General features: G+C 51.9%; 30 protein-coding genes. 16 read left to right on the plus strand and 14 right to left on the minus strand.

The annotated features are described in order from the left end of the window. The first annotated feature begins 15 nt into the window (after positions 1–15). The 12 genes from lptC to F8A88_RS05890 all read left to right on the plus strand — a co-directional run bounded on the left by lptC (position 16) and on the right by F8A88_RS05890 (position 10,009). The gene (gene lptC / locus F8A88_RS05835; RefSeq protein WP_241667352.1) at positions 16–588 is read left to right on the plus strand and encodes an LPS export ABC transporter periplasmic protein LptC; all 573 of its coding nucleotides are present in this window, start codon (positions 16–18) and stop codon (positions 586–588) included. Between the two features lie 2 nt (positions 589–590). Beyond that, entirely contained in the window at positions 591–1,529 is a 939-nt protein-coding gene (locus F8A88_RS05840) for an LptA/OstA family protein (protein WP_151150127.1), read from the plus strand. A 1-nt stretch (position 1,530) separates the two neighbouring features. Next, positions 1,531–2,253: an LPS export ABC transporter ATP-binding protein gene (gene lptB / locus F8A88_RS05845; protein WP_151150128.1), complete on the plus strand. Its 723-nt coding sequence runs from the start codon at positions 1,531–1,533 to the stop codon at positions 2,251–2,253. Positions 2,254–2,519: 266 nt separating this feature from the next. Continuing rightward, the gene (gene rpoN, locus F8A88_RS05850; RefSeq protein WP_151150129.1) at positions 2,520–3,932 is read left to right on the plus strand and encodes an RNA polymerase factor sigma-54; all 1,413 of its coding nucleotides are present in this window, start codon (positions 2,520–2,522) and stop codon (positions 3,930–3,932) included. Between the two features lie 40 nt (positions 3,933–3,972). Continuing rightward, complete coding sequence (gene hpf / locus F8A88_RS05855; protein WP_151150130.1) at positions 3,973–4,521, plus strand: ribosome hibernation-promoting factor, HPF/YfiA family; 549 nt, start codon at positions 3,973–3,975, stop codon at positions 4,519–4,521. A 2-nt stretch (positions 4,522–4,523) separates the two neighbouring features. Beyond that, positions 4,524–4,973 carry a PTS sugar transporter subunit IIA gene (locus tag F8A88_RS05860; protein WP_151150131.1) on the plus strand — a complete coding sequence of 150 codons (450 nt, stop codon included), beginning with the start codon at positions 4,524–4,526 and terminating at the stop codon, positions 4,971–4,973. Next, on the plus strand, positions 4,949–5,866 hold the full coding sequence (gene rapZ, locus F8A88_RS05865; RefSeq protein WP_241667353.1) for an RNase adapter RapZ: 918 nt from the start codon (positions 4,949–4,951) through the stop codon (positions 5,864–5,866). Before F8A88_RS05860 ends, rapZ begins: the two co-directional genes overlap by 25 nt. Positions 5,867–5,869: 3 nt before the next feature. Beyond that, positions 5,870–6,298 (plus strand): PTS sugar transporter subunit IIA, encoded by a 429-nt coding sequence (locus F8A88_RS05870; protein WP_151150132.1) that lies wholly within the window; start codon positions 5,870–5,872, stop codon positions 6,296–6,298. 11 nt (positions 6,299–6,309) lie between these two features. Next, entirely contained in the window at positions 6,310–6,759 is a 450-nt protein-coding gene (locus tag F8A88_RS05875; protein ID WP_151150133.1) for a PTS sugar transporter subunit IIB, read from the plus strand. Between the two features lie 8 nt (positions 6,760–6,767). After that, on the plus strand, positions 6,768–7,469 hold the full coding sequence (locus tag F8A88_RS05880) for a PTS sugar transporter subunit IIC (protein ID WP_241667354.1): 702 nt from the start codon (positions 6,768–6,770) through the stop codon (positions 7,467–7,469). A 79-nt stretch (positions 7,470–7,548) separates the two neighbouring features. Beyond that, a complete protein-coding gene (locus F8A88_RS05885) occupies positions 7,549–8,469 on the plus strand; it encodes a manganese-dependent inorganic pyrophosphatase (protein ID WP_151150134.1) in 921 nt (306 codons plus the stop codon). 169 nt (positions 8,470–8,638) lie between these two features. Continuing rightward, positions 8,639–10,009 carry a bacteriohemerythrin gene (locus F8A88_RS05890; protein ID WP_151150135.1) on the plus strand — a complete coding sequence of 457 codons (1,371 nt, stop codon included), beginning with the start codon at positions 8,639–8,641 and terminating at the stop codon, positions 10,007–10,009. A gap of 65 nt (positions 10,010–10,074) precedes the next feature. Here F8A88_RS05890 and dapA read toward each other — a convergent pair whose 3' ends face one another. From dapA to F8A88_RS05960, 14 genes are all read right to left on the minus strand, one after another. After that, on the minus strand, positions 10,075–10,953 hold the full coding sequence (gene dapA, locus F8A88_RS05895) for a 4-hydroxy-tetrahydrodipicolinate synthase (protein ID WP_151150136.1): 879 nt from the start codon (positions 10,951–10,953) through the stop codon (positions 10,075–10,077). A 13-nt stretch (positions 10,954–10,966) separates the two neighbouring features. After that, positions 10,967–11,848, minus strand: coding sequence for a UshA-like (seleno)protein family 2 (locus F8A88_RS05900; protein ID WP_420705231.1), 882 nt, complete (start codon positions 11,846–11,848; stop codon positions 10,967–10,969). 1 nt (position 11,849) lies between these two features. Further along, positions 11,850–12,125, minus strand: coding sequence for an HU family DNA-binding protein (locus tag F8A88_RS05905; RefSeq protein WP_151150138.1), 276 nt, complete (start codon positions 12,123–12,125; stop codon positions 11,850–11,852). Between the two features lie 118 nt (positions 12,126–12,243). Then, positions 12,244–13,065: a MinD/ParA family protein gene (locus tag F8A88_RS05910; RefSeq protein ID WP_151150139.1), complete on the minus strand. Its 822-nt coding sequence runs from the start codon at positions 13,063–13,065 to the stop codon at positions 12,244–12,246. 2 nt (positions 13,066–13,067) lie between these two features. Beyond that, positions 13,068–13,883, minus strand: coding sequence for a GGDEF domain-containing protein (locus tag F8A88_RS05915; protein ID WP_241667355.1), 816 nt, complete (start codon positions 13,881–13,883; stop codon positions 13,068–13,070). A 25-nt stretch (positions 13,884–13,908) separates the two neighbouring features. Then, a protein-coding gene (prfB, locus tag F8A88_RS05920) for a peptide chain release factor 2 (protein WP_194163271.1) occupies positions 13,909–15,025 on the minus strand; the annotation gives its coding sequence in 2 pieces (ribosomal slippage) (positions 13,909–14,949 and positions 14,951–15,025; 1,116 coding nt in all). 18 nt (positions 15,026–15,043) lie between these two features. Next, a complete protein-coding gene (lnt, locus tag F8A88_RS05925; RefSeq protein WP_151150142.1) occupies positions 15,044–16,570 on the minus strand; it encodes an apolipoprotein N-acyltransferase in 1,527 nt (508 codons plus the stop codon). Between the two features lie 2 nt (positions 16,571–16,572). Beyond that, complete coding sequence (locus F8A88_RS05930) at positions 16,573–17,412, minus strand: hemolysin family protein (RefSeq protein WP_151150143.1); 840 nt, start codon at positions 17,410–17,412, stop codon at positions 16,573–16,575. 127 nt (positions 17,413–17,539) lie between these two features. Further along, complete coding sequence (gene mnmG, locus F8A88_RS05935) at positions 17,540–19,423, minus strand: tRNA uridine-5-carboxymethylaminomethyl(34) synthesis enzyme MnmG (protein ID WP_151150144.1); 1,884 nt, start codon at positions 19,421–19,423, stop codon at positions 17,540–17,542. A 2-nt stretch (positions 19,424–19,425) separates the two neighbouring features. Further along, positions 19,426–20,655 (minus strand): M20 family metallo-hydrolase, encoded by a 1,230-nt coding sequence (locus F8A88_RS05940; protein WP_151150145.1) that lies wholly within the window; start codon positions 20,653–20,655, stop codon positions 19,426–19,428. Between the two features lie 104 nt (positions 20,656–20,759). Continuing rightward, positions 20,760–21,044, minus strand: a complete 285-nt coding sequence (locus F8A88_RS05945; RefSeq protein ID WP_151150146.1) for a PxxKW family cysteine-rich protein — start codon at positions 21,042–21,044, stop codon at positions 20,760–20,762. Positions 21,045–21,174: 130 nt separating this feature from the next. Then, on the minus strand, positions 21,175–22,503 hold the full coding sequence (locus tag F8A88_RS05950) for an amidohydrolase family protein (protein WP_151150147.1): 1,329 nt from the start codon (positions 22,501–22,503) through the stop codon (positions 21,175–21,177). Continuing rightward, a complete protein-coding gene (gene mtnP, locus F8A88_RS05955; RefSeq protein WP_151150148.1) occupies positions 22,496–23,257 on the minus strand; it encodes an S-methyl-5'-thioadenosine phosphorylase in 762 nt (253 codons plus the stop codon). The genes F8A88_RS05950 and mtnP overlap by 8 nt, the downstream gene beginning before the upstream one ends. Before the next feature lie 11 nt (positions 23,258–23,268). Further along, complete coding sequence (locus F8A88_RS05960) at positions 23,269–23,781, minus strand: adenine phosphoribosyltransferase (protein ID WP_151150149.1); 513 nt, start codon at positions 23,779–23,781, stop codon at positions 23,269–23,271. 137 nt (positions 23,782–23,918) lie between these two features. Between F8A88_RS05960 and rsmA the strand changes: the two genes are divergently transcribed. From rsmA to F8A88_RS05980, 4 genes are all read left to right on the plus strand, one after another. Further along, on the plus strand, positions 23,919–24,701 hold the full coding sequence (gene rsmA, locus F8A88_RS05965; protein ID WP_151150150.1) for a 16S rRNA (adenine(1518)-N(6)/adenine(1519)-N(6))-dimethyltransferase RsmA: 783 nt from the start codon (positions 23,919–23,921) through the stop codon (positions 24,699–24,701). Positions 24,702–24,949: 248 nt separating this feature from the next. Next, the gene (locus F8A88_RS05970) at positions 24,950–25,222 is read left to right on the plus strand and encodes an HU family DNA-binding protein (protein WP_151150151.1); all 273 of its coding nucleotides are present in this window, start codon (positions 24,950–24,952) and stop codon (positions 25,220–25,222) included. 365 nt (positions 25,223–25,587) lie between these two features. Continuing rightward, a complete protein-coding gene (rpsU, locus tag F8A88_RS05975) occupies positions 25,588–25,788 on the plus strand; it encodes a 30S ribosomal protein S21 (RefSeq protein ID WP_151150282.1) in 201 nt (66 codons plus the stop codon). 1 nt (position 25,789) lies between these two features. After that, positions 25,790–26,236, plus strand: coding sequence for a GatB/YqeY domain-containing protein (locus F8A88_RS05980; RefSeq protein ID WP_151150152.1), 447 nt, complete (start codon positions 25,790–25,792; stop codon positions 26,234–26,236). The last annotated feature ends 22 nt before the right edge of the window (positions 26,237–26,258 follow it).

Below are 26,258 nucleotides of genomic sequence, written 5' to 3' on the forward strand. Positions count from 1 at the left end.
TGGGGAGCCGTTTTTTTGTGCGGACTGATTTTTGGCTATCTTGTCAAAGAATTTGTTCACACGGAAACTAAGGATATGCCCGCCACAAGAACCGCCCCGGCAGAACGCACGGAACGTCCTGTTCTGGAAGACGCCGACGTGGAAGCAACGGATATTGAGCTGGTACAGGGGAAAGATGGCGCCCTGCAGTGGAAACTTCAGGCACGCGAGGCAAAATACGATCAGGACCGAAAGCTCGTTACCGTTGAAATGCCTCAGTTGACCGCCTTTTTTGGGGAAGACCGGCAGGAAGTATTCATCCGTGCGGATAGCGGCGACATTGATCAGAAAAACGACAACCTCACGCTGTGGGACAACATTGACGGACGATTCGGCATGTTTGCCCTCAAGGCACAGCATTTCGATTACATAGGCGCCATCGGCAAAGTCTTTCTCAAAGGCGGAGTTTCCGTTCACAGACCGGATCTTTCCGTAAACGCCACAGCTGTTGAAATCGATATCGTAACGCGGGAACTGATTGCAGCAGGCGGCGTCGAAGCCACCATTATCCCCCAAAGTCTGGAAACAGGCTTCGAGCAGGAGAATTGAACATGAAATCGTGGACAGGCTTTTTCCTGAATATCGCCATTGCTTTTTTGGCTTTGACAATTCCGGCCATAGCCGCAGACTGGGGTGTTGTCCGTCAGGCTGACAGGAACCTGAACGTTCGCAAGGGACGTACCCCAAAAGCCGAACATGTTGTGACCCTGAAAAAAGGTGAACGGGTTCGAACAGATTTCCTCAAAAACGGATGGGTGGCCGTGTTCAGGATGAATCAGGCCGAACGCAAGGAATCTGCGGCTTTGGGATATGCCAACGTCAAGTATCTCAAACCCGTCAAAATGACGAAGCCCGCCGTTACCCCAAAAGCCAAACCGGCAGCCAAGGTCGCCAAAAAACCAGTGGCAAAGCAGGCTCCGGCCCAAAAACAACAAAACACGCCTGCCAACCAAAAGAAACAGGTGGTCATGAAGCCGGGCAAACCTGCTTCTGGTGCCGGACAAGTCAAAGCTCCCGTGGATACGGTTCCGCCCGCAAATGACGAGGCTGTTTCCACGCCTTCCGGCGTTCCTGTGTCCATCACGGCCGAACGCATGACCTATGACGAAAATCGCAAGGTGGTCGCTTTTGTTGGAAACGTTATTGCCAAGCACGAAGGCCTGACACTCTGGGCTGATAATATTTCCGCGTATTTCTCCTCCAAGGACGGAAAGAAGTTTCAGGTGGACAGCATTGATCGGATCGTGGCCAGAGGCAATGTTCGGGCAAAAAAGGGAAAAACCTCCGGCTCCTGTGGCAAGTTGACCTATGATGTGGGCAAACGGGTTTTGTACATGGAGGAAAAGCCTGTGCTCAAGGACGGTCCCAACAGCATCACGGGCGAGGTCATCCGTTACTATGTCCGGGAAAACAGGAGTGAAGTTGTTGGCGACAAGGGAAAGCGCGTGGAGGCCATCTTTTTCGCGCCCAAGGGATTGAAGGTACAATAGCATGGAAGGTCTGGTCGCCGCGAACCTCAGCAAACGATACGGACAAAAAGAGGTTGTCCACAGCGTGAACCTGAACCTGGGCAAACAGGAGGTGGTGGGACTTCTCGGTCCTAACGGCGCGGGCAAGACCACGACCTTTTACATGCTGGTGGGGATCGTCAAGCCCAACACCGGGGATGTTTCCTTCAACGGCCAAAACATAACTGACCAGCCCTTGCATGAACGAGCCCGCCTTGGCATCAGCTATCTGCCACAGGAAAGTTCTATTTTCAAAAAACTCACGGTTCGCCAGAACCTTGAAATCATCCTTGAACAGACCTCCATGACGCCACGCCAACAAAATGCCCGGGCCGAAGAACTCATGGATATGTTTACAATTTCCAAGTTGGCTGACCAGCCCGCCATGTTTCTATCCGGTGGCGAGCGGAGACGGCTGGAAATCGCCCGGGCTCTCATCCTCAACCCCAGCTTCATTCTGCTTGACGAACCGTTTGCTGGTATCGACCCCATTGCGGTTATCGATATTCAGGAAATCATTTCCGTACTCAAAAGTATGGGCATCGGAATTTTGATTTCTGACCATAACGTGCGTGAAACGCTGAATATTTGTGACCGCGCATACCTCGTATACGAAGGTACGATTATTCTTGAAGGCACGCCGGAAGTCATTGTTCAGGACAGTCAGGCCAGACAGATTTATCTGGGCGAGGATTTTTGCCTCTAAATCCATTCTCCTCCATTCCCTGTACCGGCTTCGTCCGGATTGTTCCCTTTTTCCCGAATTCCCGATTTACAGCGGCTGTGAACATTGGTACATTTTTTTCATGTAAAGAGTTTGATTTGAGGAAAAATAAAAGTCACAATAGGTTATGTTGATTCAAATTTAGTATAATTCGTTCCTGCTCATTGCGGATTGCACGAAATCCATGCAGGATAAATAAAAAATAACAACAAGTTTTTCCCAACAGGAAAAATCGGAACGGTACGTATATGGGACTTGAACTCAGGCAACAACTCAAACTTTCTCAACAGCTTGTGATGACACCGCAATTACAGCAGGCAATCAAGCTGCTGCAATTGTCGAGGCTTGAGCTGGTTGAAACCGTACAGCAAGAGTTGCTGGAGAATCCGTTTCTTGAAGAAACGGAAAATGAAGCCGTGTCCGAAGTCGAAGACGATCGCTCCGCCACAGAAGATGCCAACGACGCCCTAGTCAAGGATGCAGACTGGGAGAACTATCTTGGTGAGTTTTCCAGTACTTCGAAACAATCACACTCCCGGGACGCAGAAATCCCGGAAGAGGGTATGTCTTTTGAGGCACGGCTGGCCTCCAAGCCTTCGCTCGAAGGACATCTGAGCTGGCAAATGCGCCTTTCCAATTTTACGGATGAAGAAATTGCCGTAGGCGATGTTGTCGTTGGCAATCTCGACCACAACGGCTACCTCAAGGCCAGTGTGGACGAAATAATGTCCATGATCCCTGTGGAAGCCGAACTTGTGGAAAAGGTGATCCGCAAGATGCAGCTGCTCGACCCTGTGGGCATAGCGGCTCGCACCCCCCAGGAATGTCTGCTGGTCCAGATGAAGGTAGCAGGGTTTGACAGCGATCCTGTTTTGGTTTCATTGGTCACCGATCATCTCGAGGACCTTGAAAAGCACCGGTACAAGCCCCTTGTGCGCAAATTCAAGATATCCATGGAGGATCTCAAATCCTATCTTGACCTCCTCCAAACCTTGGATCCCATGCCGGGGACGAATTTTTCCTCCACAGAACCACATTACGTCAGCCCCGATGTTTTCGTATACAAGTTCGGAGACGAGTTCGTCATCATGCTCAACGATGACGGCCTTCCCAGTCTTCAAATGAACTCCTTTTACGTGGATAATCTCAAGGCCAGCAACGAAAAGGAAAAGGATTATTTTTCCGAAAAAATGCGATCTGCCGCATGGCTGATGAAAAGCCTGTACCAACGGCAACGTACGTTGTATAAAGTAGTTGAGAGCATTGTCAGATTTCAGAGGGACTTTTTTGAAGAGGGTGTGACCAAACTCAAGCCACTCATCCTGAAAGAGGTTGCCGAAGACATCAGCATGCATGAATCCACCGTGAGCCGGATCACGACCAATAAATACGTATCCACTCCCCACGGTATTTTTGAATTGAAATTCTTTTTCAACAGTGCTTTGGACTTGGGGGATGGCTCTCAGGTCGGCTCCGAGAGCGTCAAGGCACTCATCAAGCAACTTATAAGCGAGGAGAATCCGAAAAAACCGCTCAGTGACGAAAAAATCGGTGAAATTCTGAAAGAAAAACTCGATGTAAACATCGCACGAAGAACCGTGGCAAAATATCGTTCTGCAATGGGCATTGCCTCATCTTCAAAGCGAAAGGAGTTTTTCTAACAGGGCTTGTCAAATACCCACAAACTCAGGAGGGTAGTCCATGAACATCAGCTTCACCTTCAAGAACTTCGATCCGTCCGACCATCTCAAGAAGTATGCTGAAAAGCGCTTTGGAAAACTCGGCAAGTACGTGTCCCATTCTGACACGGCCGAGCTCAAGGTCAATCTCATGGTTGAGAAGTTTCGCCAGAAGGCCGATGTTGTGCTCAATGCGGACAATATTCATTTGTCTGCGTTTGAAACATCGGAGGACATGTATTCAAGCATCGACTTGGTGCTGGACAAGCTGGAAGCGCAATTGCGCAAATTACGCGAAAAGATGAAGGATCGCGGCAAGAAGGCCCGAGCCAACAAGGTCGTCCAGATGGACTATCTGTCTTTTTTGGAAAAGGAATCCGGCAACTGGACCCCGACAATCGTCGGCAGTGACTCCTATGAGCCCAAACCCATGTCCGTGGACGAGGCAGCCATGCAGCTGGACACCACGGACGGCGAATTCCTTGTCTTTCGCAATGCCGACACCGAAGGCATCAACGTCATTTATAAACGAAACAACGGCGATTTCGGATTGATCGATCCTGGACACTGATCATGAAACTTGGTGATTATCTTCAAGAGGCCTACATCGTCCCGGAACTTTCGGGAAGCAGCAAGAAACAGGTTCTGACAGAACTTGTGGCCCCCCTTGAAAAGGACAATAATGGAATGGACACGGACCAGGCGGTCCGTGTCCTTCTTGAACGGGAAGAACTCGGAACCACGGGAATCGGCGACGGTATAGCCATTCCCCATGGAAAACTGGATGCCATCGACAGGATTTCTGTGGTTGTGGGCAGAAGCACCAAAGGCATTGAATACGAAGCGCTGGACTTCAAGCCCTGCCACATTTTTTTTCTTGTCATGGCTCCGGAGCAGGTGGCCGGAATGCACCTGCGACTGCTGGCCCATATCTCTCGTCTGCTCAAGGATGAACACTTCCGTCAGGAATTTCTCAAGGCCGAAGACGCCAAGGCTCTTTGGCAAATCTTGAAAAACGCCTAACCAACAAGGATTTCATTTTGTCTTCAACATTTCCGGTCATCCTTGTCACCGGTTTATCCGGATCGGGAAAAAGTACAGCTCTCCGGGTTTTTGAAGACCTTGGCTATTTCTGTGTGGACGGCCTGCCCACAGCAATGCTCCCGAAGCTGGCCGAGATGTTTCAACCCAAGACAACCCAGCATCGTGGTCTTGTACTTGGGATGGATCTCCGTCAAAGCGATTTCATTCAGGAATGGGAAGAAGCCAATCAACAATTGGAAAAAATGGGCATAGACCTGACCATTCTGTTTCTTGAATGCCGCGCGGAAACTCTGGTCACACGCTATGCCACCACGCGGCGCCTGCATCCTTTGGAATCCAGGAACCTCGGGCTTGAACAGGCCTTGGAAATGGAAAAGGAAGTACTTGATCCCATAAGGGATTCCGCCGATCTGGTGTTGGACACCACGGACTATTCCATCCACGATCTGCGAAGAATTCTCCAAGAGAAATGGACTGATATTGAAAACAACCCGCGCGGAATGCGTGTGCGTGTGGTGACGTTCGGGTTCAAGTATGGCGTTCCACTGGAGGCGGATCTTGTTTTTGACCTCCGCTTTCTTCCAAACCCTTATTTTGATGAAAAACTACGGGAGCTTTCCGGCAAGGATGCACAGGTGTCTGATTATGTGCTCAAAACCGACCCCGGATCGACGTTCATGCAACGCTTCACGGACTTCATGATCTACCTCCTGCCTTTATATGCCGAAGAGGGCAGACACAGGATCACTGTGGCCATAGGCTGCACAGGAGGAAGGCACAGGTCCGTTTCCGTCGCGGAAAGTCTTTTCAGCCAATTACGCGAAGCCGGATATTCCTCTACAATCGAACACAGACATCTGGAGTTGGGATAAATCATGTCCGAATCAACCAAGTCCATTGGCGTTGTCGTGGTCACACACGGTAATTTCGGAGAAGAACTTGTGCGTGCGGCTGAAACAGTCCTCGGTGAGCAGGAGCGATGCTTTGCCGTCAGCGTCGACGTCAACAGGGAAGTGGACGCCACAGTGGAAACCATTCGCGCCAAGGCCAAACAAGCGGATGTCGGGGCAGGAGTCCTGCTCTTGACCGACCTGTTCGGCGGCTCTCCCACAACTCTCAGCCTTTCACTGCTGAAAGAAAACGAAATCGAGGTGGTTGCCGGCGTCAACCTGCCCATGATCATCAAGGCGTTGCAGGGACGGGATATGAAATTATCGGATATGGCCGCCGCTGTCAGGGATGCAGGCCTGCAGGGCATCGTGGTGGCCGGAGAACTGCTGCGCAAACGTACGGCAAAAAAATAGGATTTATGCCAATGGATTGGGTTCGTATAGACAATCGCCTCATTCATGGGCAAATCATCGAGACATGGTTGCCGTATACAGGCGTTAAAACCATAGTTGTCGCCAATGACCAGTTGGCTGCCGACATCATGCAGCAGCAGATCATGACCCTGGCAATTCCGGGTAACATCGAAAGCATATTTGTTTCGGTTGGTGCGCTCGAAACCGCGATTGAAACGCTCAACTCGGATTACCTCATCCTCTTCAACAACTGTGCGGACGCACGCCGGGCCTATGAACAGGGCGTTGCCTTTGAAACGCTCAACATCGGTAACGTGCATTACAGCCCGGGCAAACGGCAATTGTCCCCCAGTGTGGCGGTCAATGAAGAAGACGAAGCCTGTTTGCGTTTTTTTGCCAAAAACGGAATCGACCTCGACTTCAGGTGTGTCCCCAACGATACTGTGCAGGTCAAGTGGTGAGTATGTCTGTGGGAACTGTCGGCTGGTTTGCGCTCGTATCGCTTTTTTTTGCCGTCTTTTCCCTGTTCAGGAATACAATCAGCCTTGGCCTTCTCGAACGTCCGCTGGTTATCGGTCTTTTTTGGGGCGCTTTCTCGAATAATTACGAAATGGCACTGAGTATCAGCATTTTCTTTGAACTTTTCTGGCTCGACCTTATTCCGGCAGGAACCTATATTCCACCACATCTCACGGCTACGACCTTTGCAACCCTCAGTCTGTGCACATGGCTCAATGCTTCCGCTCCCGGTCAGGTTCTGGCCATCATCTTTGCTTGTATGCCTTTGGCATGGGCCGGAGCCCGGCTCGAAGGCTTGCTGCGCGAAAAGCAACGCAAAAGCTACAACCAACTGTTGAATTGGTCCAGAAAGCCGCTGGACCCAAGACTTCCGGGCCTGTTGATCGCACGCTCCACACTGACCGCATTCGCAGGATCCTGGGTTTTGTTTTTTATAACGATCCTCGCCCTGTACTGGGTACTGGACTGGTTTCTGTATAATTTTTCAAGTTTTCTCCAAAGCCTCGACATTACATGGCCCCACCTCTGGATAACGGCAACATTGGGAGGCGTCATGGCCCTCCGTCTTCGCCGGGCCTATGTCGTGCTGAGTATCGGGATCGCTTTTGTTCTTTTTTTCTCAATCTGGCCCGGAATAGCTTGGCAGCCGTAAGAGATTGTGATAATCCGAACATTCTGAAAATGACTTGATCAACAATTTTTCTCAAGTAATTTCAATAGGAGGACTTGATATGGCTATCGTAGTTGTTGGACACAAAAACCCGGATACCGACACCATTGCTTCCGCTATCGCGGTTGCTGATCTTTGGACCAAGCGCGGCATGGAAGCCAAGCCCATTGCACAGGGTGAAATTGCTCCCGAATCCGCTTTTGTTCTGGAAAAATTCGGTTTTTCCGCCCCGGAAGTGGTGACTGACGCCACGGACAAGCAGATCATTCTGGTCGACCACACCGACCTGTCCCAGTCCATGGACAATCTGGAAAAGGGCGAAATCGTCGCCGTTGTCGACCACCACAAGCTGGGCGACGTGACCACTCCCAACCCGCTGGAAATGTGGGTTTGGCCTGTTGGCTGCACCGGCACCGTGATCAAGGCAATGTATGATTTCTACGGCGTTGAAGTTCCCAAGAACATCGCCGGCATCCTGCTCTGTGCCATTCTGAGCGACACCGTCATGTTCAAATCCGTGACCTGCACCGACGCTGACAAGAAAGCTGTCGACGAACTGGCCAAGATCGCCGGCGTTGCCGACGTGATGGCTCTGGGCATGGAAATGTTCAAGGTCAAGTCCGCTGTTGACGGCGCTTCCGCCAACGAACTGGTCTTCCGCGACTACAAGGACTTCGACATGTCCGGCAACAAGGTCGGCATCGGCCAGCTGGAAGTCGTGGACCTGTCCATGCTGGACTCCCACAAGGAAGGTCTGCAGGCTGAAATCGAAAAGGTCAAGGCCGATGGCCGCCACTCCGTTTTCCTGCTGCTGACCGACATCATGAAGGAAGGTTCCGAAATGCTGATCGCCTCTGACGACGTTTCCGTTGTCGAAAAGGCTTTTGGCAAGGCTCCCGAAGGCAAGTCCATCTGGCTGGAAGGCGTCATGAGCCGCAAAAAGCAGGTTGCTCCCAACTTCATCAAGGCTTTTGAAGGCTAATATCTGGTCGGTAATGACTGTTCAGCCCGCCGGCAGCAATGTCGGCGGGCTTTTTGTTTATTCAGGGGTATGCCCATACGTTATTGTGATTTTTGTCACATGATGATGGGCCATTCAGACAGATCAAACTCGAGTTGCCTTCTCGCAACGCATTTTGTACTCGCTCTATATGACGTCACAACCGCGCCAACACATACAGCTTCTGATTGCCATTTTTATCGTACTTGCCGCAGGCACGATGGGGTACATGTTCCTGGAAACAGGGTGGAGCCTACTTGATGCCCTGTACATGACCGTCATAACCATCACCACCATCGGCTTTGGTGAAATACACGAACTCTCCACAGCAGGGCGCATCTTTACCATAGGACTCATTTTTACAGGTCTCGGCCTTGCTGCCGTCTTTGCAACACAGGTGGCCAAGGTAATCGTGCAAGCCGGGGCTCGAAACCTTTATGAGAAACGCAAGATGAAAGACAGAATCAACAAAGTGTCATCCCACACGCTTGTTTGCGGATATGGCAAGATCGGCAGGGCCATCTGCCTCAAACTTTTCGAATTGGGGCTTGATTTCGTGGTAGTGGATTCAAAGGAAGAGCAATTGGGGGAAGCCAGGCAACGAGGGTATTTGGCACTGTGTGGCGATGCTGCTGTCGATGGCGTATTGCTTTCCGCAGGTATTCGCAAAGCCGAATACATAGTACTGTGCATTAACGACGATGCGGCCAACATCAATATTTCCCTGGCTGCACGAGAACTGAATCCAGACATATACATCGTTGCCCGGGGTTCGGACCCGGCCATTGAGTACCGTATGCTGCGGGCCGGAGCCAATACGGTGGTTTATCCGCTGGCACTGGGAGGAGAGCAGATTGCCCACATCCTTGCTCGGCAGGCCGGTGTCACCGAATCCCCGGCGGTGGAAAATGGCCACAACGCTGTCATGGGGCATGGCCTGAAGATATTTCGCAACCTGGGCGACGCTCCGGTTTCCGTCAAGGATGCGCTGCAACAGACAGCAGGCATTGCCGCCATTGCCCTGAAACGAATCGACGGCGCGGAAACCGAAAACCCGTCAAATGAACTCCTTCTGGCGCATGGGGATTCCTTGCTCGTACTGGTCCGCTCGGACGAATGTTCAGACTGCCATCTTGCAAACGCCATACGCTGGTCCGACAAACTCTTGCTCGGCATACCAAGCATTGACTCGGAACATCGTGTTTTGGTCAAATATGCGGAGGACTTCCAAAAAGCCATCAATGAAAATGCCGGACATGAAGCGATCGCACGCCTTTTTGACCGTCTTCTCGAATACACCACCAGCCACTTTGCCCGCGAGGAAGCGCTCATGCAGAAACGGGAATATCCTCATATGGAAGAACACGTAAACGAACATCGACGCATCACGCGTGAGGTCATGGAATTGAACAGGGACAAACGGTACGTGTTTCCGGCCAGTGTGGACAGTTTTCTTGAAGACTGGATAATCAACCACATTAACCAGACAGATCGGCAATATGTGGAATATTTAAAAAAATGAGCGAAACTTAACAAAAAACACCCCGATCGTGTAAGCGACCGGGGTGTTTTTTTCATTGATAAAGACTAGATAAGATTTGCTTCACGCAAGACCTGATCAAGCTTCGCATCAGTTTCCGATGTTACCGGAACCATGGGAAGCCTGAACTCAAGATTTTTGAAAACACCCATTTTATACAGGCTGGTTTTAACCGGCATTGGGTTGGTTTCAAAGAACATGGCCCTGTTCACGGGGGCCATTTTCAGACTCAGGTCCAGAGCTTTCTTTCCGTCGCCCGCTACATACGCTTTGCACATTCCGGCCATATCGGCAGGCATGATGTTCGAAATTACGGAGATAACACCGGAACCGCCAACGGAAAGCAACGGCAGTACCGTAAAATCATCACCGGACAGCATGTCGAAATCTCGACCACATTCCTCGATGACTTCGGCACACTGTCTGAGGTTGCCTGTGGCTTCCTTGATGCCCACCACGTCAGGAACCGCATCCTTGATGCGTTTGAGCGTCTTGGGCAGAAGATTCAGTGAAGTTCGACCCGGCACGTTGTAAATCACAAAAGGCATGGAAACTTCGTCGCCAATGGCCTTGAAATGCGCGATGAGTCCTTCCGGAGTCGGTTTATTGTAGTAGGGGGTAATCAGGAGTGCTGCATCAGCCCCGGCATCCTTGGCCATTTTGGTCAGTTCAATGGCTTCCTTGGTGCTGTTGGAACCGGCACCAGCAATGACCGGAACACGTCCTTTGGCCTGTTCCACACACATGCGGATGACCTGTCCCTGTTCGGCATGACTCAAGGTCGCCGCTTCGCCGGTGGTTCCACAAGGAACAAGTCCGTCTATTCCCTGTTCAATTTGCCACTCGATAAAATCCCTGTAATTCTGTTCATCGACAGCACCATCGCGAAATGGCGTCGACAATGCGGTAAACGCGCCGCTAAACATTCTGCACTCCTTCTTAGTTGTTGCTCACGTCGACTTTGCTGAAAATTTGATTAATTATCAAGCTCTCGCTGAAACCGTCATCAAGAACAACGAGCTCGGAAGTAATGTTTTTCTTTCGAATCCACTTGAATTCATCATTTTTTGCGGGCCAGCTCAAAACCGAAATACATGTGACGGCTTTTCCCTTCTCGTAAGGGCGGACATAGTAGACACGACCATCGGCCAAAACCTGACCGACAATGCCACCTCCCCGGCCGCTGCCGAGAAAAATATCCGGGCAGGGATCATTACCGATTCCGGCCAGATAATCCCGCTCAGGTTTGATCCCCCAATCACTGACGGCAATGACAATATTTGCCTGAGTGCGCGCCTGTGAAAAGAGGTTCGCAACCTTTTTTTTCATGTCTATTCCCACAGTATCCGCATGCTGCGGCAGGGCAGGTACAAACACCAAGGCCGCGATTTTTCCTTCAGGCAATGAAATACGATAAATGGAAGGAGCATCGTGGGTAAACCATCCCTTGGGCAAGGACAGATCCCTCGCAGCAAACGCCTTGCGTTCCCTGTCTGACAGAAAGCCTACATCATAGTCCATGCTCACAAAGGCTGTGCGCATGGCCGTCAGGAAATCAACCGTCGGTAAATCTCCTGCTCTGTGCGTAAACTCATAGGGGCCAGCGACCGTTAGGGTCGAGGCGTTGCGATGTGCGACATCAAGCAGATATGTGGCCCGCCGGGCCACTCCTCCAATGGTCTTGTTACTTCAGGAGGGGCATGGCCGGACCGTGCCGTATGTATTGGCCGTATACCGTATGTTCAAAACGGATTCTGCCTTGCATACAACCGGAAACGCCAGGCCTATGGCCAAGGCTAAGGACAACAGAATCCGTGGCATTCTAATTATTGATGTATTCTTTCAGTTCCTTGCCAGGACGGAAAAAAGGCAACTTTTTGGGTTTGACCTGTACAACCTGTCCGGTCTTGGGGTTGCGCCCGGTATACCCTTCATAGTCCTTGATCTTGAAGCTGCCGAATCCGCGAATCTCGACACGGTCACCACGAAGAAGGGCTTCCTTGACGGAATCAACGAATGCTCCCACAATTTTGGTGGACTCATCAACGTGCAGTTTCTTTTTTTCCGCCAGCGCCTTGATCAATTCGCTCTTGTTCATGGGTTTCTCCCAATTGCGTTGGATGTGTACACAGAGAACCGCTGAAGGCAAATCGTAGCGGCATCCTTACGAATACTCACTAACTATGCCGAAAAAAAACTCTTTTCGTCAACCCCAATCATCTTGGGTCGGGAAATTTTTTCAATATGGGACGTTCTGCAATCCGTTCGGCATTGTCTTCCCGATAACGCATAAGGCGTTTTGCCAACAGCTTTATATCCTTTGATGCCAGTGAATTAGGGGCCATTTTCATCAGGGGCGTCTGACGTCTGACAGACTCAATGACCATAGGATCGTGCTCAATATGACCAAGAAAAACCAGATCAATTCCCAGGAAATTGCGGCATGCGGCATTGAGTCGGTCAAAGGTTGTCTTGGCTTCAGACTGCGAAGTCGCCTGATTTACAAGAACAAGAAAATCCTTGATGTCATACTGAGTGGCGAGCACCTTGATGACGGCATAGCTGTCCGTCAGCGATGTGGGCTCCGGAGTGACCACCATGAGCCGCAGCTGGGTTGTGGATGCGAATGCCATAACCGTAGGACTTATACCTGCTCCGAGGTCCAGCAGCAGAAAATTGTAGTCTCCGGCCAGGGAAACCAGTTTCTTGAACAATATTTCCCGCATGTCCTCGTCCATTTCCACAAGTTCGGGAACACCGCTTGTGGCGGGCAGGATATCCAGCCCGTCATCTTCGATAGCAACCAAAACATCATCGACAGGAGTGTCTTCATTCAGAAGATCCTGCAGATTCATTTCCGGTGAAATCCCCAACAGGACATCAAGGTTGGCAAGCCCGAGGTCGCAGTCCATCAGCATGGCCGTTTTTTGCGCCATGTACAGTGCATAGCCGAGATTGAGCACGATGTTGGATTTGCCGACGCCGCCCTTGCCGCTCAAAATCGATACACTCAACGTGTTGTTCTGATTGTCGCTCATATCTACTCCGCCGTTTTACCGAACAGGAATTGTTTTTCGTTGGCCTGGACAAGGGTATCTTTGGAAACAAGATCAACATCGGGAATCGACGCGACCTCGAGACGGTCCTTGCCGGATTCCTTGGCCTTGTAAAGAGCGTTGTCGGCCAGGTTCACCATTTTTTTAACATCCATTTCCACGCTCCCCTTGTAGCAGACCATGCCGGCAGAGCATGTGACGGAAAAACTCCCGACATCATCGACGGAAAAAACGTGATTTCTGAATTCGCCCAAAAGACGGCCGACAACACGACGGGCCTTGATAACGCCTGTTCCCGACAGCACGAGAGCGAATTCCTCACCTCCGAGCCGTGCGGCGAGATCATAGCGCCTTGTAGTCTCATGGACCATACGGGAAAATGTGGTCAACACTTCGTCTCCGACAAGATGTCCATAAGTGTCATTGATCTCCTTGAAATCATCCAGATCCATGATGATCAACGAAACTGAGGAGCGCGAACGTCTTGAGCGCTCTATTTCTATGTCGAGAATCCTGTCGAACGCCCTGCGGTTGGCAAGGCCGGTCAGTGGATCATGATCCGTCTGATAGGCAAGATGTTCCAATGAATCCTGAACATGCTTGAGATGCGGGTAGGCATCACCATCAATGGGCAGCGTCAACCACTGCTTCAAATCCAGCCTGGTGCTGAGTTCCTCCCATTGTTCGAGGCTGACCCCTTCAAAAGCCCGGAAAAGCCATAAGGAGGACTCCGGCCCGGTCGACAGGCAAAAATCATTGGCTCTCGTGCACAACTCCTTTTGCAAGGCGTTGAGTTCCATGAGAATCTCCTGTTCCGTAACGATATTATCCGTTTTGTTGGCCATGCACATACAATAAGTGGTTGCGGATGAGTTTATCCAGATCACCGTCCAGCACGGCGTCGACGCTGCTGACTTCCAGATTGGAACGATGGTCCTTTACCAGCCGGTAGGGCTGTAGGGTGTATGTCCTGATCTGGCTGCCCCAGGCTATGGCGTCCTTGGACGCGTAGTCCTGCTTGCGGCTTTCATCCAGTTTCTTTTGCTCCAATTCATACAGACGGGCCTTGAGAATCTTCATGGCCGTCTGTTTGTTGCGCAGTTGGGATTTTTCATTCTGGCACTGAGCAACAATATTGGTGGGCAAATGGGTAATGCGAACGGCAGAGTTCGTCTTGTTGACGTGCTGACCGCCCGGACCGCTGGAACGAAACACGTCGATTCGCAAATCTTCATCACGTACGTCAATTTCGATTTCTTCAGTTATGTCCGGATAGACATCAACGGAGGCAAATGAAGTATGCCGTCTGCCTGACGCGTCAAAGGGAGAAATGCGTATGAGCCGATGCACTCCGGCTTCGCCCCTGAGTTGGCCAAAGGCGTACAGGCCGTCAATCTGCAAGGTGACGCTTTTGACACCGGCTTCGTCACCGGGTTGAAAATCCAGTTGCTGCAAAGTGAACCCCTTGCGTTCCGCCCAACGCGTATACATGCGCAACAACATCTCGGCCCAATCCTGCGAATCCACGCCACCGGCACCCGGATGAATTTCCAGGATGGCCGGATTCTTGTCCATCGGGTCCGCAAACAAGGTAGCCAATTCAGTCGCCTGAAGCTTTTCCTCAAAAAGAACAACCTGTTCACTCAAAGCTTCCAACGATTCACTTCCTTTATCCTCTTCGGAAAGCAGGAGCCAATCTTCAAGATCGCTTCGAGTGGAATCAAGGCCGTCATACATGGACAGCTTTGCTTCAAGTTGGCTTTTCTCGCGCAAAACAGGTGTTAAGGCATCCGGCTTGTCCCAGGCACCGGGTTGAGAAAGATCGTGTTCTATTTCCCTGAGGCGCTCCATACTGTCCTCATAGTCAAAGACGCCCCCAAAGCGTTTTGAACTGGTCAAGGAGGTCAACGGAACGAGTTTTCAATTCGGAATAATCAATCATGGTCCTCTCGGTAAACTGTCAGAGCGTATGCTCCATTGTAGCAGACTTGCTTCGTCTGAAAAAGACAATACAACCAAAAACAACAAGGGCGGCCATGGGACAACCGAAAAACAGCCATGGATACAGGGCATGAAACAGTGTCGTCTCATGCAGGGCGGTTACGGTGCCGTTGAGAAAAGTCGCTTCAAACTGCGGGGCCGTTGCCGCGATCCGCCCCCGGGGATCGATGAAGGCGCTGATGCCTGTATTGGTGCAGCGAGCAATCCAACGCCCTTGTTCAACAGCTCGCATGGTTGTAAGTGATAGGTGCTGCCGTGGCGCTGAGGTCTTTCCGAACCAAGCGTCATTGCTTATATTTACAAGGAATTGCGCACCACTGGCAACCTGCTTTTGTGCCAGCTCCGGAAAAATGGCTTCGTAACAAATCAAAACACCGAAGTGTTTCCCGTTCAAAAACAGGGGAGTGTTGTTTTCACCGGAAACAAAATTACCGGCGGCCTGGACCAATTTTTCAAAAGGCAAATATTTTTCCAACGGCATATATTCGCCAAAAGGAACCAGATGCTCCTTGTCGTAGCCACCGGCATGCCCTCCGTCCGGCCCTATGAGTTGGGCCCGGTTCAGCAGCACATAGTCATGGTGGGCGACATTGGTCATTCTGTATGCAGGAGATCCGGTCAGAATTGAGGTTCGTGCCTTTTTTGCAAAAGTACGCACACCGTCCCCCAAAGCGCCCTGATCCTGCAAATAGAACGGCATGGCCGTCTCCGGCCATACAACCAGTTCAGGCCGATCCTTGAGAACCGAGTCCCGACTCAACCTGAGATAACGGGTCAAGGTATCCATTTGGTATTTGGGGTCCCATTTGAGGCTTTGATCCACGTTGCCCTGCACAAGACCAATACCGACATTTTTGCCCGTTTGGAGGGGCGAGGAGAGACTCCACACCCCGAACAAAATGATTGCAGCGCACAACACGCTCCCCATCCACAAAGCGCGTTTGACCGTATTATACAACAGACCGCAGGTAGCCACGACTACAAGCAGCCCTGAAAGTCCGTAGGCGCCTACAACGGAGGCCGACTGAATGAACACGGGCCATGGAACAAAGGCTGAGGCCAGATTCATCCAGGGGAATCCCGTGAACACCAGGCCCATCAGCTGTTCCAGGCTTGTCCATAACAACCCGGCAAACAAACACAGCAAAAGTCCATTGTCATACTTGGCAAAAATGTGCAGCAAGGCGGGATAAGCAGCGTAAAAAAGCCCCAGGACCGCTCCGACAAGCACCGGGCAGGGGAGAGCCAGAAACCATGGCAAGTTACCATAGATGGCTATAGGGACAACCATCCAGTACATGCACCCTGCGCAGGCCAAGGTTCCCGCAAGCCATCCCCAGCCAAAGGCCCGCCTCAGAGAATGGGCGCGAAAGGCTATCCAGCCGAGTCCTACAGGAAGGCCAAGGGCCAGAAACGGAATCTGCACAAGCGGGTTGGCAAACCCAAGCCAGGCTCCTACGGCTGCGATCAGAACAAACAAGGACACGTCTACGATTCCCCGGAAATGTCAGCCACAGATGTCGGTGTGACAAGAATGGTCCGAATTTGCTTGTCGTCGGCCTCATGCACTGTGAAAGTTCGTCCCTCAAGGGTGAAGAACTCTCCGGAGTGGGGAATTCGACCGGCAAGGGCCGTTATGTAGCCGCCAATGGAGTCCACCTGCTCAGAATCGAGGTGGATGCCATATTTTTCATCAAGTTCGTCAAGGGTGACTCTGCCGGAAAGCATGAGGCCGCCGTTGTCCAACTCAAGAATTTCGTCAGGACGGTCAGCGTCATATTCATCCTGAATTTCGCCAACGATTTCCTCGAGGATATCGTCCAGCGTGACCATTCCCGACGTGCCTCCGTATTCGTCCTGCACAATGGCTATATGAACACTGTTGGCCTTGAACTGGCTCAAGGCTTCACTCAATGAGGCTGTTTCCACAATGAAAAAAGCCGGCCGAAGACAATCGCGGACGGGGCCGTCCAGATCACCGGACAGCAGCGGGGCCAGCAGGTCCTTGGCATGGACCACGCCGACCACTTCGTCCTTGTTTTCACCAATCACGGGAATACGGGAGTGGGCTTCTCCCTGCGTAATGATTTCGGCAACTTCACGAAACGTGCTGTCAATATCGGCACATTCCATATCTGTTCTGGGAACCATGATTTCTGTTACAAGCTTCTCGTCCAGATCCAGAACGTTGAGCAGCATGTTGACTTCGGCGGTTTCGATTTCGCCTTCGTCCTTGGCCTCCAGAATGTGTTCCTCGAGGTCCTGACCATTTTTGCCGAATATTTTCTTGAACACGTTACGAAATCGGCCGTCCGAGCCTTCGTCCAAGACGCTTCTCCTTGTTGTGATCATGCAGCTTGCCGCATGGGCAGAAAAAACCGGTATACCAACCGGTCAACACAAATATCTATGTAGTAGCGTATGATCTGTCAACACACAGTATGCGCAGACAACATTACAACATACCTGTTTTTTTCAAATATACCTCAATACAGGAGATGGCTGCAGGGGTAACACCGGAAATACGGGCAGCCTGCCCAAGGGTCATGGGCTGAATGGAACTCAGCTTTTCGACCACCTCGCGGGTTAATCCGGCAATAGCCGAGTAATCCAAATTCGAAGGCAGGGAAACATCTTCCATTTCACGGAATCGTTCCACAAGCTCCTGCTGCCGCACAAGGTAACCTTCATAGCGCACCTGGGTTTCGGCCTCGCAAAGCACATCATCGGGCATGGCGGCAATCGATTCGCTGAATATGGTCAGACTCGCAATATCCACCTGAGGCTGGCGCAAAATCGCTGCGAGGCTCACGGCTTTTCCGGGAGCCGAGGCGCCAATGGAGGCAAGCTTGTCTCTTGTGGACGCATCCGGGCGAATTTTCACGGACTGCAGCAATTCAAGAATGGATAAAAGTTGGTCACGTTTGGTCGAAAACATTTTCCACTGATCATCATCGACAAGACCGAGTTCCCGCCCGATTTCGGTCAGGCGCATATCGGCATTGCCTTCGCGCAACAGCAGGCGATGTTCTGCGCGAGAGGTAAACATACGGTAGGGTTCCTTTGTACCTTTGGTGACCAGATCGTCCACCAAAACGGCCATGTATGCCTGATCACGAGAAAGCAAAAACGGCTTTTCCCCCCTGACGGCACGGCAGGCATTGATGGCGGCCCAAAAGCCTTGTGCCGCGGCTTCCTCATAACCGGATGTTCCGTTGATCTGCCCCGCGCAATACAACCCCGAAACCCCCTTGGCCTCAAGAGTGGGCTTCAGTTGGGTCGGCGGCACGTAATCGTATTCAATGGCATAGCCCGGACGCACGATCTGGGCCTGTTCAAGCCCCACAACCGTACGAATCATTTTTTTCTGTACATCCAGCGGAAGGCTGGTTGGAATTCCGTTGGGATACACCTCGGGATGATTCAGCCCTTCAGGCTCAATGAAAATCTGATGTCGCTCTTTTTCCGGGAAACGGGCCACCTTGTCCTCGATGGACGGGCAATACCGGGCCCCGGTTCCTTCGATGACACCGGTAAACATGGGTGAGCGATCAAATCCGCTACGGATTATCTCGTGCATGGCCTCGTTGGTATACGTCAGATGGCAGGGAACCTGCGGCAGGGGAACCGATGTATTGCGAAAACTGAACGGAGTGGGCGGATCGTCGCCGGGCTGTACTTCGAGCTTGTCAAAATCGATACTGTCGCGCAGCAGGCGCGGGGTGGTTCCCGTCTTGAGCCGTCCCAGTTCGAAACCAAGCTTCCTGAGGCTGTCGCTCAAGCTGTTGGAGGCAGCTTCGCCCAAACGGCCCCCGGAAAAATTGTTCAGCCCCACATGGATAAGGCCCTGCAGAAAGGTGCCGGTGGTCAAAAGCACGGCCCGGGAAGCGAACTCCTCACCCAAGAGAGTGCGGATGCCGCAGGCCCTTCCGTTTTCGGTCAGAATTTCCCGAGCCGTATCCTGCCGAACCCATAACGACGGCTGGCGAAAAATATCATGCTGCACTATGCGCAGGTATTCGGACCTGTCAATCTGGGCACGGCTGGCCCGCACCGCAGGCCCCTTGCGCGTATTCAGTATCCTGAACTGGATACCCGCGGCATCGGCCCACAGGCCCATCATGCCACCCATGGCATCAATTTCGCGGACCATATGCCCCTTGGCAAGCCCGCCAATGGCCGGATTGCAGGACAACTGGCCGATGTGGTCCACATTGATGGTCAGCAACAGGGTATCCATCCCCATGCGTGCGGCAGCCATGGCGGCTTCACAGCCCGCATGGCCCGCGCCGACCACGATCAGGTCAAACATCTCTGGAAAAGGGGCTTTTTTCTGCATGATCACGATTTCCCGGCCATGAGCGCATGGGCCATGACCTTGGCGTCCCCGATGGTTGCAGCAATGGAAGCCCATTCATTGGGCTGGTGAGCCTGATGGCTCAGGGTTGCCCAGACAACAGCATGCAAACCCTTACGGCGCACCCCGGCAGCGACCGTGCCGCCGCCTACGCCTGCCACTCGGGCTTTTTTTCCGTATATAGCCAAAACGGCTTTGCTGATTCGCTCCACAATTTCGGCATCCGCAGGAGTCGGAGGAGCAGCCTGTTCTGCCATGACGGCATCACAGGAAACCGTAACCCCATATCGTTTTTCAATTTCGCGGCAGTGAATCCCGATTTCCTTTTGCACCGATTCAAGAGGATATTGGGGCAAAACACGGGCATCAAGATAAAAGACATCCCGCCCCGGCAACGTGTTGACGTTTTCCACGTTGGCTTCCTTTTTGGTGGGAGCAAACGTTGATACCGGCGGAGAAAACAGTTCGTCGCGATCGTCAAAAACATCATTCAAAGCCTGTAAACGCAGAATCAGGTCGGAACAGGCGACCAATGAGTTGTTTCCTTGATCAGGGGTAGAAGCGTGGCATTGTTCACCTTCAACCGCAAAACGGAACCAAAACGCGCTTTTTTCCGCCACCTCAATGACTTCGGACGAGGCATCACCAAAGTCGGGAACGAGAAAAAGGTCTTCTGCGCCAAACAGTTCAAAATGATTTTCCAACAGGTAATCAAGACCGAAGGCGTTGCCAGTCTCCTCGTCTGCGACAAACATCAGGCCAAGATTAATCGGAGGAGTTATGCCGTTATCCAGTAACCCTTTGGCAAGACAAAGCGAAGAAACCATGCCCTGATGGTTGTCTTCAACCCCGCGTCCGATAATACGGTCGCCATCGCGAACAAGCTCATACGGATCGGAATTCCATAACGACAGATCCCCTGGAGGGACCACATCAATGTGCGCAATGATCCACATGGTTCTGGAGGTGTCATGACCGGGAATACGGACCACAAGATTGGGGCGGACTCCGTCGGAAACGCTCGGATCAGGGGCATCGTATCGGGCAACGTCTTCGATTCCCAGTTCAGCGAGAATCCCCAAAAGACGCTTTGCCTTGGCCACTTCTCCGTCGCCGTCATTCATCGGCCCCACGGCCGGAATGGCCACAAGTTCACGCTGTGTATCAACGACAAATTCTTTCATGGAGTCGATGGAACTGAACAAATCCTGCATGAAATTCTCCGAAAAGCAAAAGGCGCACGGCCCGAGGGGACGTGCGCCGTTAGAGTCGCGCAAACCGGGCAGGGGTTCAACCCTGCACGCACGAATCGAGGAACCTAGCGACCGCGAGCGGCACGCTTGGATGCCTTGAGCGGGTTGACCTTGGTTTTGCCTTCACTGTCGACGCTGGCGCGGACATGGGTGGCAAAGTTGCAAACGCCGTGAGCCCACTTGCGTTCGGGCTGGGCGTAGGTCGGGCAGTATTTGCCTTCTTCAACGGCCACGATACGTTCGCAACCTTCACACTTCTCTACAATGGGTTCCATGATGACGCCCTTGTAGGAAAGTCCTGCGTCGGTCATGACAGCGCCGTCAAGTGCGGCAATTTTTCTTTTAGCCATGGTCAGATTCCTCCTTAAAAAAATAAAGCCTCGCGACAAAACGCGCGACGATTGATTATCTCATTTGCGTCAAAGCAGAACCGAATATGCTCAGAACCCGATGATTGTCAAGGGAGAGAAGGGCTTTTTTTTATGATATGCGCTCCCGAACCCACTTTACGACCTCGTTCATGCGCACTTGCAATGACGCCATGTCGATTCCGGAATACTCTCCATCACGATATACCACATGACCTGCAACCATGGTCATGGCCACCTCATGTCCGGAGGCCGCGTACACGGTTTGTGAAATCGGATTATGCATGGGCATCAGATTCGGACTCTCGGTGTCCAAGGCTATCATATCGGCAGAAGCCCCCGGCACCAGCATGCCCAAGCCCTCCCAATGAATGCATTGCGCGGACCCGCGTGTAGCCATATCAAGGGCATTCTGGGCTTTTACGGCCGCAGCGTCGTGAGCCTGGACCTTGCCGACCAGGGCCGCCATGCGCATGTCCGCAAACATATTCAACTGATTGTTGCTTGCCGCCCCATCTGTACCCAAACCGACATTGACTCCGGCATCGAGCATTGCCTGAACAGGTGCAATCCCGGAATCGAGTTTATGATTGGAGGCAGGGTTATGCACCACATTGACGCACCGCTCGGACAACAATTCGATCTCTTCGGGCAATACGTCCACGCAATGTGCCAACGTCACCCGATCATTCAGGAGGCCGAGAGATTCCAGAATGGCCAAGGGCCGCATGCCATACAATTCAATGCACTGAGCGGTTTCTGCCGGGGATTCCGCGCAATGAATCTGCCATGGGATATCAAGCTTGCAGGCCAACTCATAACTTTCGGAAAGCAATTCAGGTGAAACCGTATAAATAGCATGCGGTGTCACAACGTTACGAACAAATGGACTTTGGGAAAAACGGCGCTCGTGAGATTCGATGGTTTGCCAGCAATCTTCTGCTGTCGCAAAAAAAGGTGAGGGGAATGCAAAAAAGCCCTCACCCAACACGACCCGAAGACCTGCGCTTTCTGCCACTTCGCCCAGCACATCCTCATGAAAATACCCATCCATGAAAGCAGTTGTGCCTGTCCGCATCATTTCAGCACAAGCCAACTCCGCTCCGATTGCAACCATCTCACGAGTCAACCCGGATTCTATGGGCCAAATGTATTTTTCAAGCCACTGCATGAGCGGCAGGTCATCCGCCACCCCCCGCAACAGGCTCATGGGCGCATGGCAGTGCGCATTGACAAGCCCGGGCATGAGCATCTTTTTACCAAGGTCAATATCACTTCGGGGGATGAACTTTTCCTTCATTTCATGGGCTTTCCCCACGGAAATGATGATGCCCTGATCCACGGCCACCGCCCCATCGGCAATAACGGTCCTGGAATCGTCCTGCGTAATCACCAGTCCGGCCCGCACCATGCAATCACACGTCTGCATTCGATCAGTCATTGCAACCCTGCTCCAGACCCTTGATGGCTGTAATCAGGACTTTGGTAACCTTTTCCACGTTGCCACCAAACACCTCGAGAATTTCCTCCCACGTCACCGGGGGCTCATCAGTCTTCCAACAGTCATAATCCGTCGACATGGCAACCGCAGCGTAGGGCAGGCCGATTTCGTTGGCCAATATGCACTCCGGGGCCACACTCATATTGATGACGTCCGCTCCCCATTGCCGAAACATGTTCGACTCCGCACGCGTGGAAAACCGGGGGCCTTCGATGGTAATCACGGTACCTCTGGCGTGGTGCTCGACTCCGCATTCGGCGCAGGACCGGAGAAGAACCTCTCTGAGCGAATCGTCAAAAGGTTCGGCCATGGGTGTGTGTACGGCACCGTGCGGCTCGAACTCATCATGAAAGGTGATGCTTCTATGCCGGGTAAAATCTATAAACTGATCAAGAATGACGAGATGGCCGCGTGCTATTCTTCTGCGCAGTGAACCGCATGCCGTGGTTGCCAGAATACAGTCGCACCCGGCCTGCTTCAATGCCCAAATATTAGCCCGGTAGTTGACACGGGTCGGGGTGTGGGTGTGCTCAAGCCCGTGGCGGGCAATAAGCACCACGTCCCTGCCCGCAATGACTCCGTTGCGCAGGCAGGAAGAGGGCGCACCGTAGGGCGTTTCCATTTCCGAGTCTGACGGGTTCTCCAGAATGTCCGGGTTATCCAGACCACTGCCACCGATAATCCCTATTTTCATGACCATCCGCCTTACAGTTCAACAAGAAAACAATGTTCATGGTCTTTGATCTTTTCCGAACCGTTTAAAAAGCCCAGTTGAACCACAAATCCAATGCCGACGATATCGCCACCCGACTGTTTGACAAGCTTGAGCATTCCTTCGGCCGTGCCTCCCGTGGCAAGCAAATCGTCTATGACCAACACTTTTTCGCCTTGCTCAACGGCATCTTCGTGCATGCACAACGTGTCGGTGCCGTACTCAAGGTCATAGGTCACGCAGTTGGTCCTGTAGGGCAGTTTGCCGGGTTTGCGGACCGGAACGAACCCGATGCCGAGCTTGTACGCCAGCGGAGCACCGAATATGAATCCCCGTGCTTCTGCAGCAACCACCTTGGTGGCGCCGCTGTCCTTGAATTTTTCGGCAAGGCAATCGATGGTATGGCGAAAGGCGTCCGGGTCGGACAGCATGGGCGTTATGTCGAAAAAGACGATTCCCTCTTTCGGGTAGTCGGGAATGTCTCTGATGTGATCCCTCAAATCCATCTGAAAAAGCTCCTCTTTATTGTTGAACCGGAAGAACTCAAATACGGCCAGCGAGCAACTGCTGTCAATGCGGGTTGCCGGACGATTCCTCATCATATACACAGGGCAAACCCAACTATTCACGAAAAGGGATCACGATGCAGCAATCAAGACGGCACAGGGCAAAAAAGAGCTTGGGCCAGAACTTTCTCGTTGATCGCAATATTTGCGGCAAAATAGTTTCCAGACTCGACATCAAGCCAGGAGACACGGTCCTTGAAATCGGTCCGGGGCAGGGGGCCCTGACCTCGCTATTGCTTGAAAGCGAAGCGAAAAAGGTTATCGCACTCGAAAAGGACAATGAACTGGCTCAAGATTTGACCCATCGCTGGCCCGATCTGGAATTGCACGCCACGGATGCCCTGCAGTTCGACTGGGGAGCATTGGCCGATTCCGGCCCATGCAAGATCATAGGCAATCTTCCCTACAATATAGCGTCCAAATTGATCTGGGATATTGTCAGCACGCCGCAGAGCTACACCAAGGCAGTATTCATGGTGCAGCATGAGGTTGCCTTGCGTCTCACGGCAGATCCGTCGAACAAACAGTATGGCGGACTCACTGTCTGGGTGAAAAATCATGCACAAACACGCTATGCCTTCAAGGTTCCGGCCTCTGTTTTTCGCCCCCAGCCCAAAGTGGACTCCGCAATTGTGGAATTTTTTCCTTTTGAGATCGACATGTTGCCGAAAAGTCCGCAACGACTGGATGGCTTGATCAAAACCTGCTTTCAAAAACGACGCAAGCAACTCTACAACATACTGAAATCAAAGTGGAACAGCGACATAGAAGGGTGGTTCAACCAGTATGAAATTTCCCCGAAATCGAGGCCGGAAAATTTGACACCAGAGCAGTTTGAATCCCTCTCAAGGCTTATGTGATGCGGATTTTCTTCAAAAAGGATCGGCTCAGCTATTGACTTGTTCATGAAAATTTTGTTTTACATCGTGAAGAATCGAAACGGCGATACGTTTTGATTCGCGACGAAATAGGAGAGGTCGCAACAACTCTCCACCAGAATTCGTCGCTGTGATTGGCAAAAAAGGTATGTCGCTGGATTTGTTTTGAAGAGTAGCGGCAGACTCTTTTCATAGCGTAAGTGCAAACCATCTATGAGGAGGAAGGACTAATGACTAAGGCTGATCTGGTTGTTAAGATCGCAGAAAAGGCTAACCTGACCAAGGCGAATGCCGAACGTGCCCTCAACGCTTTTCTTGAAACCGTTGAATCCACTCTGGTAAGCGACGGCAAGCTGACCCTGACCGGTTTCGGAACCTTCGCAGTTGAAGAACGCAAAGCTCGTGTTGGCCGCAACCCCCGCACTGGCGCCGAACTGAAGATTCCTGCCACCAAGGTTGTCAAGTTCCGTCCCGGCAAAATTCTGAAAGAAGCTGTCAAGTAAAGCTCTGGAGGAATCGTTATGCTCCACGGAGAAACTGTCCACAGTCCGCTTCCAATGGACCTTCCCTGGTGGATGCCCGATCACTTTGTATTCTTCGGCGTTCTGTATGCCGTTCTCGGCATCATAGGAATCGGCCTTGCGTACACTGTGGTCAAATCCTGGTGTGATGCAAAATGCGATCAGCCGGGCCATTAGGCTTCATTAGCTTGTTTAAGCATTCAGGACCGTCACTCTGGTGGCGGTCCTTTTTTTTTGATTAACGCCGACCTTTAGGAATTAATCCTTGCCTTTTTGAAAATTCAGGTGTAGTTGTCGTTGGTTCATATAGCCTGAGAGAGTCTCAGGCGCAAAAGGAGGTGATTCCTTTGCCCGGTGTTTATCTTGATGATAGTGACAACTTCGACATCTCCCTGCGTCGTTTCAAGAAGCAGGTCGAGAAGGCCGGCATTTTGTCCGAGCTGAAGAAGCGTCAGCATTATGAAAAGCCCAGCGTGCAGCGCAAGAAAAAGAAAGCTGCTGCCAAAAAGCGCCTCGCCAAAAAGATGCGCAAAATGAATATGCGATAAGATGAATCTTACATCACGCATCGAAAAAGACTATATCGAGGCCTACAAGGCCAAGGATACGGTTAAAGTGGCCGTCTTGAGGCACCTCAAGACGGCCATCAAAAACCGCATGGTCGAAGTGCAGGCCGAACTGGGCGACGAAGACGTGGCTGACCTGATCGCCAAGCAGGTCAAGCAACGCCGCGACTCCTACGATCAGTATATCAAGGCCGGCCGCGAAGACCTTGCCGAGGTCGAATCCGCCGAAATGGTTGCGCTTGAGGAATATATGCCCAAGCAGCTAACCGACGAAGAGCTTGAACAGGCCGTGAAGGACATGGTGGAACAGACCGGTGCTTCTGGCATGAAAGACATGGGCAATGTCATGAAGGCTCTTACAGGCGCGTACAAGGGACGGTACGACGGAGGCAAGGCAAGCGCGTTGGTCAAGGCGCTCCTGCTCTCCTGAATCTTCTACCCAAGCTCTGCGG

This window comes from Pseudodesulfovibrio senegalensis (assembly GCF_008830225.1).
Lineage (GTDB): Bacteria > Desulfobacterota > Desulfovibrionia > Desulfovibrionales > Desulfovibrionaceae > Pseudodesulfovibrio > Pseudodesulfovibrio senegalensis.

Excerpts from the sequence above, each read along its gene's own strand:
- F8A88_RS05940 (WP_151150145.1), bottom strand. The coding sequence starts at position 20,655 with ATGCAGGATTTGTTCAGTTCCATCGACTCCATGAAAGAATTTGTCGTT.
- hpf (WP_151150130.1), top strand. The coding sequence starts at position 3,973 with ATGAACATCAGCTTCACCTTCAAGAACTTCGATCCGTCCGACCATCTC.
- F8A88_RS05910 (WP_151150139.1), bottom strand. The coding sequence starts at position 13,065 with ATGAGCGACAATCAGAACAACACGTTGAGTGTATCGATTTTGAGCGGC.
- lptB (WP_151150128.1), top strand. The coding sequence starts at position 1,531 with ATGGAAGGTCTGGTCGCCGCGAACCTCAGCAAACGATACGGACAAAAA.
- mtnP (WP_151150148.1), bottom strand. The coding sequence starts at position 23,257 with ATGAAAATAGGGATTATCGGTGGCAGTGGTCTGGATAACCCGGACATT.
- F8A88_RS05950 (WP_151150147.1), bottom strand. The coding sequence starts at position 22,503 with ATGACTGATCGAATGCAGACGTGTGATTGCATGGTGCGGGCCGGACTG.
- F8A88_RS05860 (WP_151150131.1), top strand. The coding sequence starts at position 4,524 with ATGAAACTTGGTGATTATCTTCAAGAGGCCTACATCGTCCCGGAACTT.
- mnmG (WP_151150144.1), bottom strand. The coding sequence starts at position 19,423 with ATGCAGAAAAAAGCCCCTTTTCCAGAGATGTTTGACCTGATCGTGGTC.
- dapA (WP_151150136.1), bottom strand. The coding sequence starts at position 10,953 with ATGTTTAGCGGCGCGTTTACCGCATTGTCGACGCCATTTCGCGATGGT.
- rpoN (WP_151150129.1), top strand. The coding sequence starts at position 2,520 with ATGGGACTTGAACTCAGGCAACAACTCAAACTTTCTCAACAGCTTGTG.
- F8A88_RS05890 (WP_151150135.1), top strand. The coding sequence starts at position 8,639 with ATGACGTCACAACCGCGCCAACACATACAGCTTCTGATTGCCATTTTT.
- F8A88_RS05945 (WP_151150146.1), bottom strand. The coding sequence starts at position 21,044 with ATGGCTAAAAGAAAAATTGCCGCACTTGACGGCGCTGTCATGACCGAC.
- F8A88_RS05875 (WP_151150133.1), top strand. The coding sequence starts at position 6,310 with ATGGATTGGGTTCGTATAGACAATCGCCTCATTCATGGGCAAATCATC.
- F8A88_RS05905 (WP_151150138.1), bottom strand. The coding sequence starts at position 12,125 with ATGAACAAGAGCGAATTGATCAAGGCGCTGGCGGAAAAAAAGAAACTG.
- F8A88_RS05870 (WP_151150132.1), top strand. The coding sequence starts at position 5,870 with ATGTCCGAATCAACCAAGTCCATTGGCGTTGTCGTGGTCACACACGGT.
- F8A88_RS05840 (WP_151150127.1), top strand. The coding sequence starts at position 591 with ATGAAATCGTGGACAGGCTTTTTCCTGAATATCGCCATTGCTTTTTTG.
- F8A88_RS05885 (WP_151150134.1), top strand. The coding sequence starts at position 7,549 with ATGGCTATCGTAGTTGTTGGACACAAAAACCCGGATACCGACACCATT.
- rsmA (WP_151150150.1), top strand. The coding sequence starts at position 23,919 with ATGCAGCAATCAAGACGGCACAGGGCAAAAAAGAGCTTGGGCCAGAAC.
- F8A88_RS05915 (WP_241667355.1), bottom strand. The coding sequence starts at position 13,883 with ATGGAACTCAACGCCTTGCAAAAGGAGTTGTGCACGAGAGCCAATGAT.
- F8A88_RS05970 (WP_151150151.1), top strand. The coding sequence starts at position 24,950 with ATGACTAAGGCTGATCTGGTTGTTAAGATCGCAGAAAAGGCTAACCTG.
- F8A88_RS05980 (WP_151150152.1), top strand. The coding sequence starts at position 25,790 with ATGAATCTTACATCACGCATCGAAAAAGACTATATCGAGGCCTACAAG.
- F8A88_RS05960 (WP_151150149.1), bottom strand. The coding sequence starts at position 23,781 with ATGGATTTGAGGGATCACATCAGAGACATTCCCGACTACCCGAAAGAG.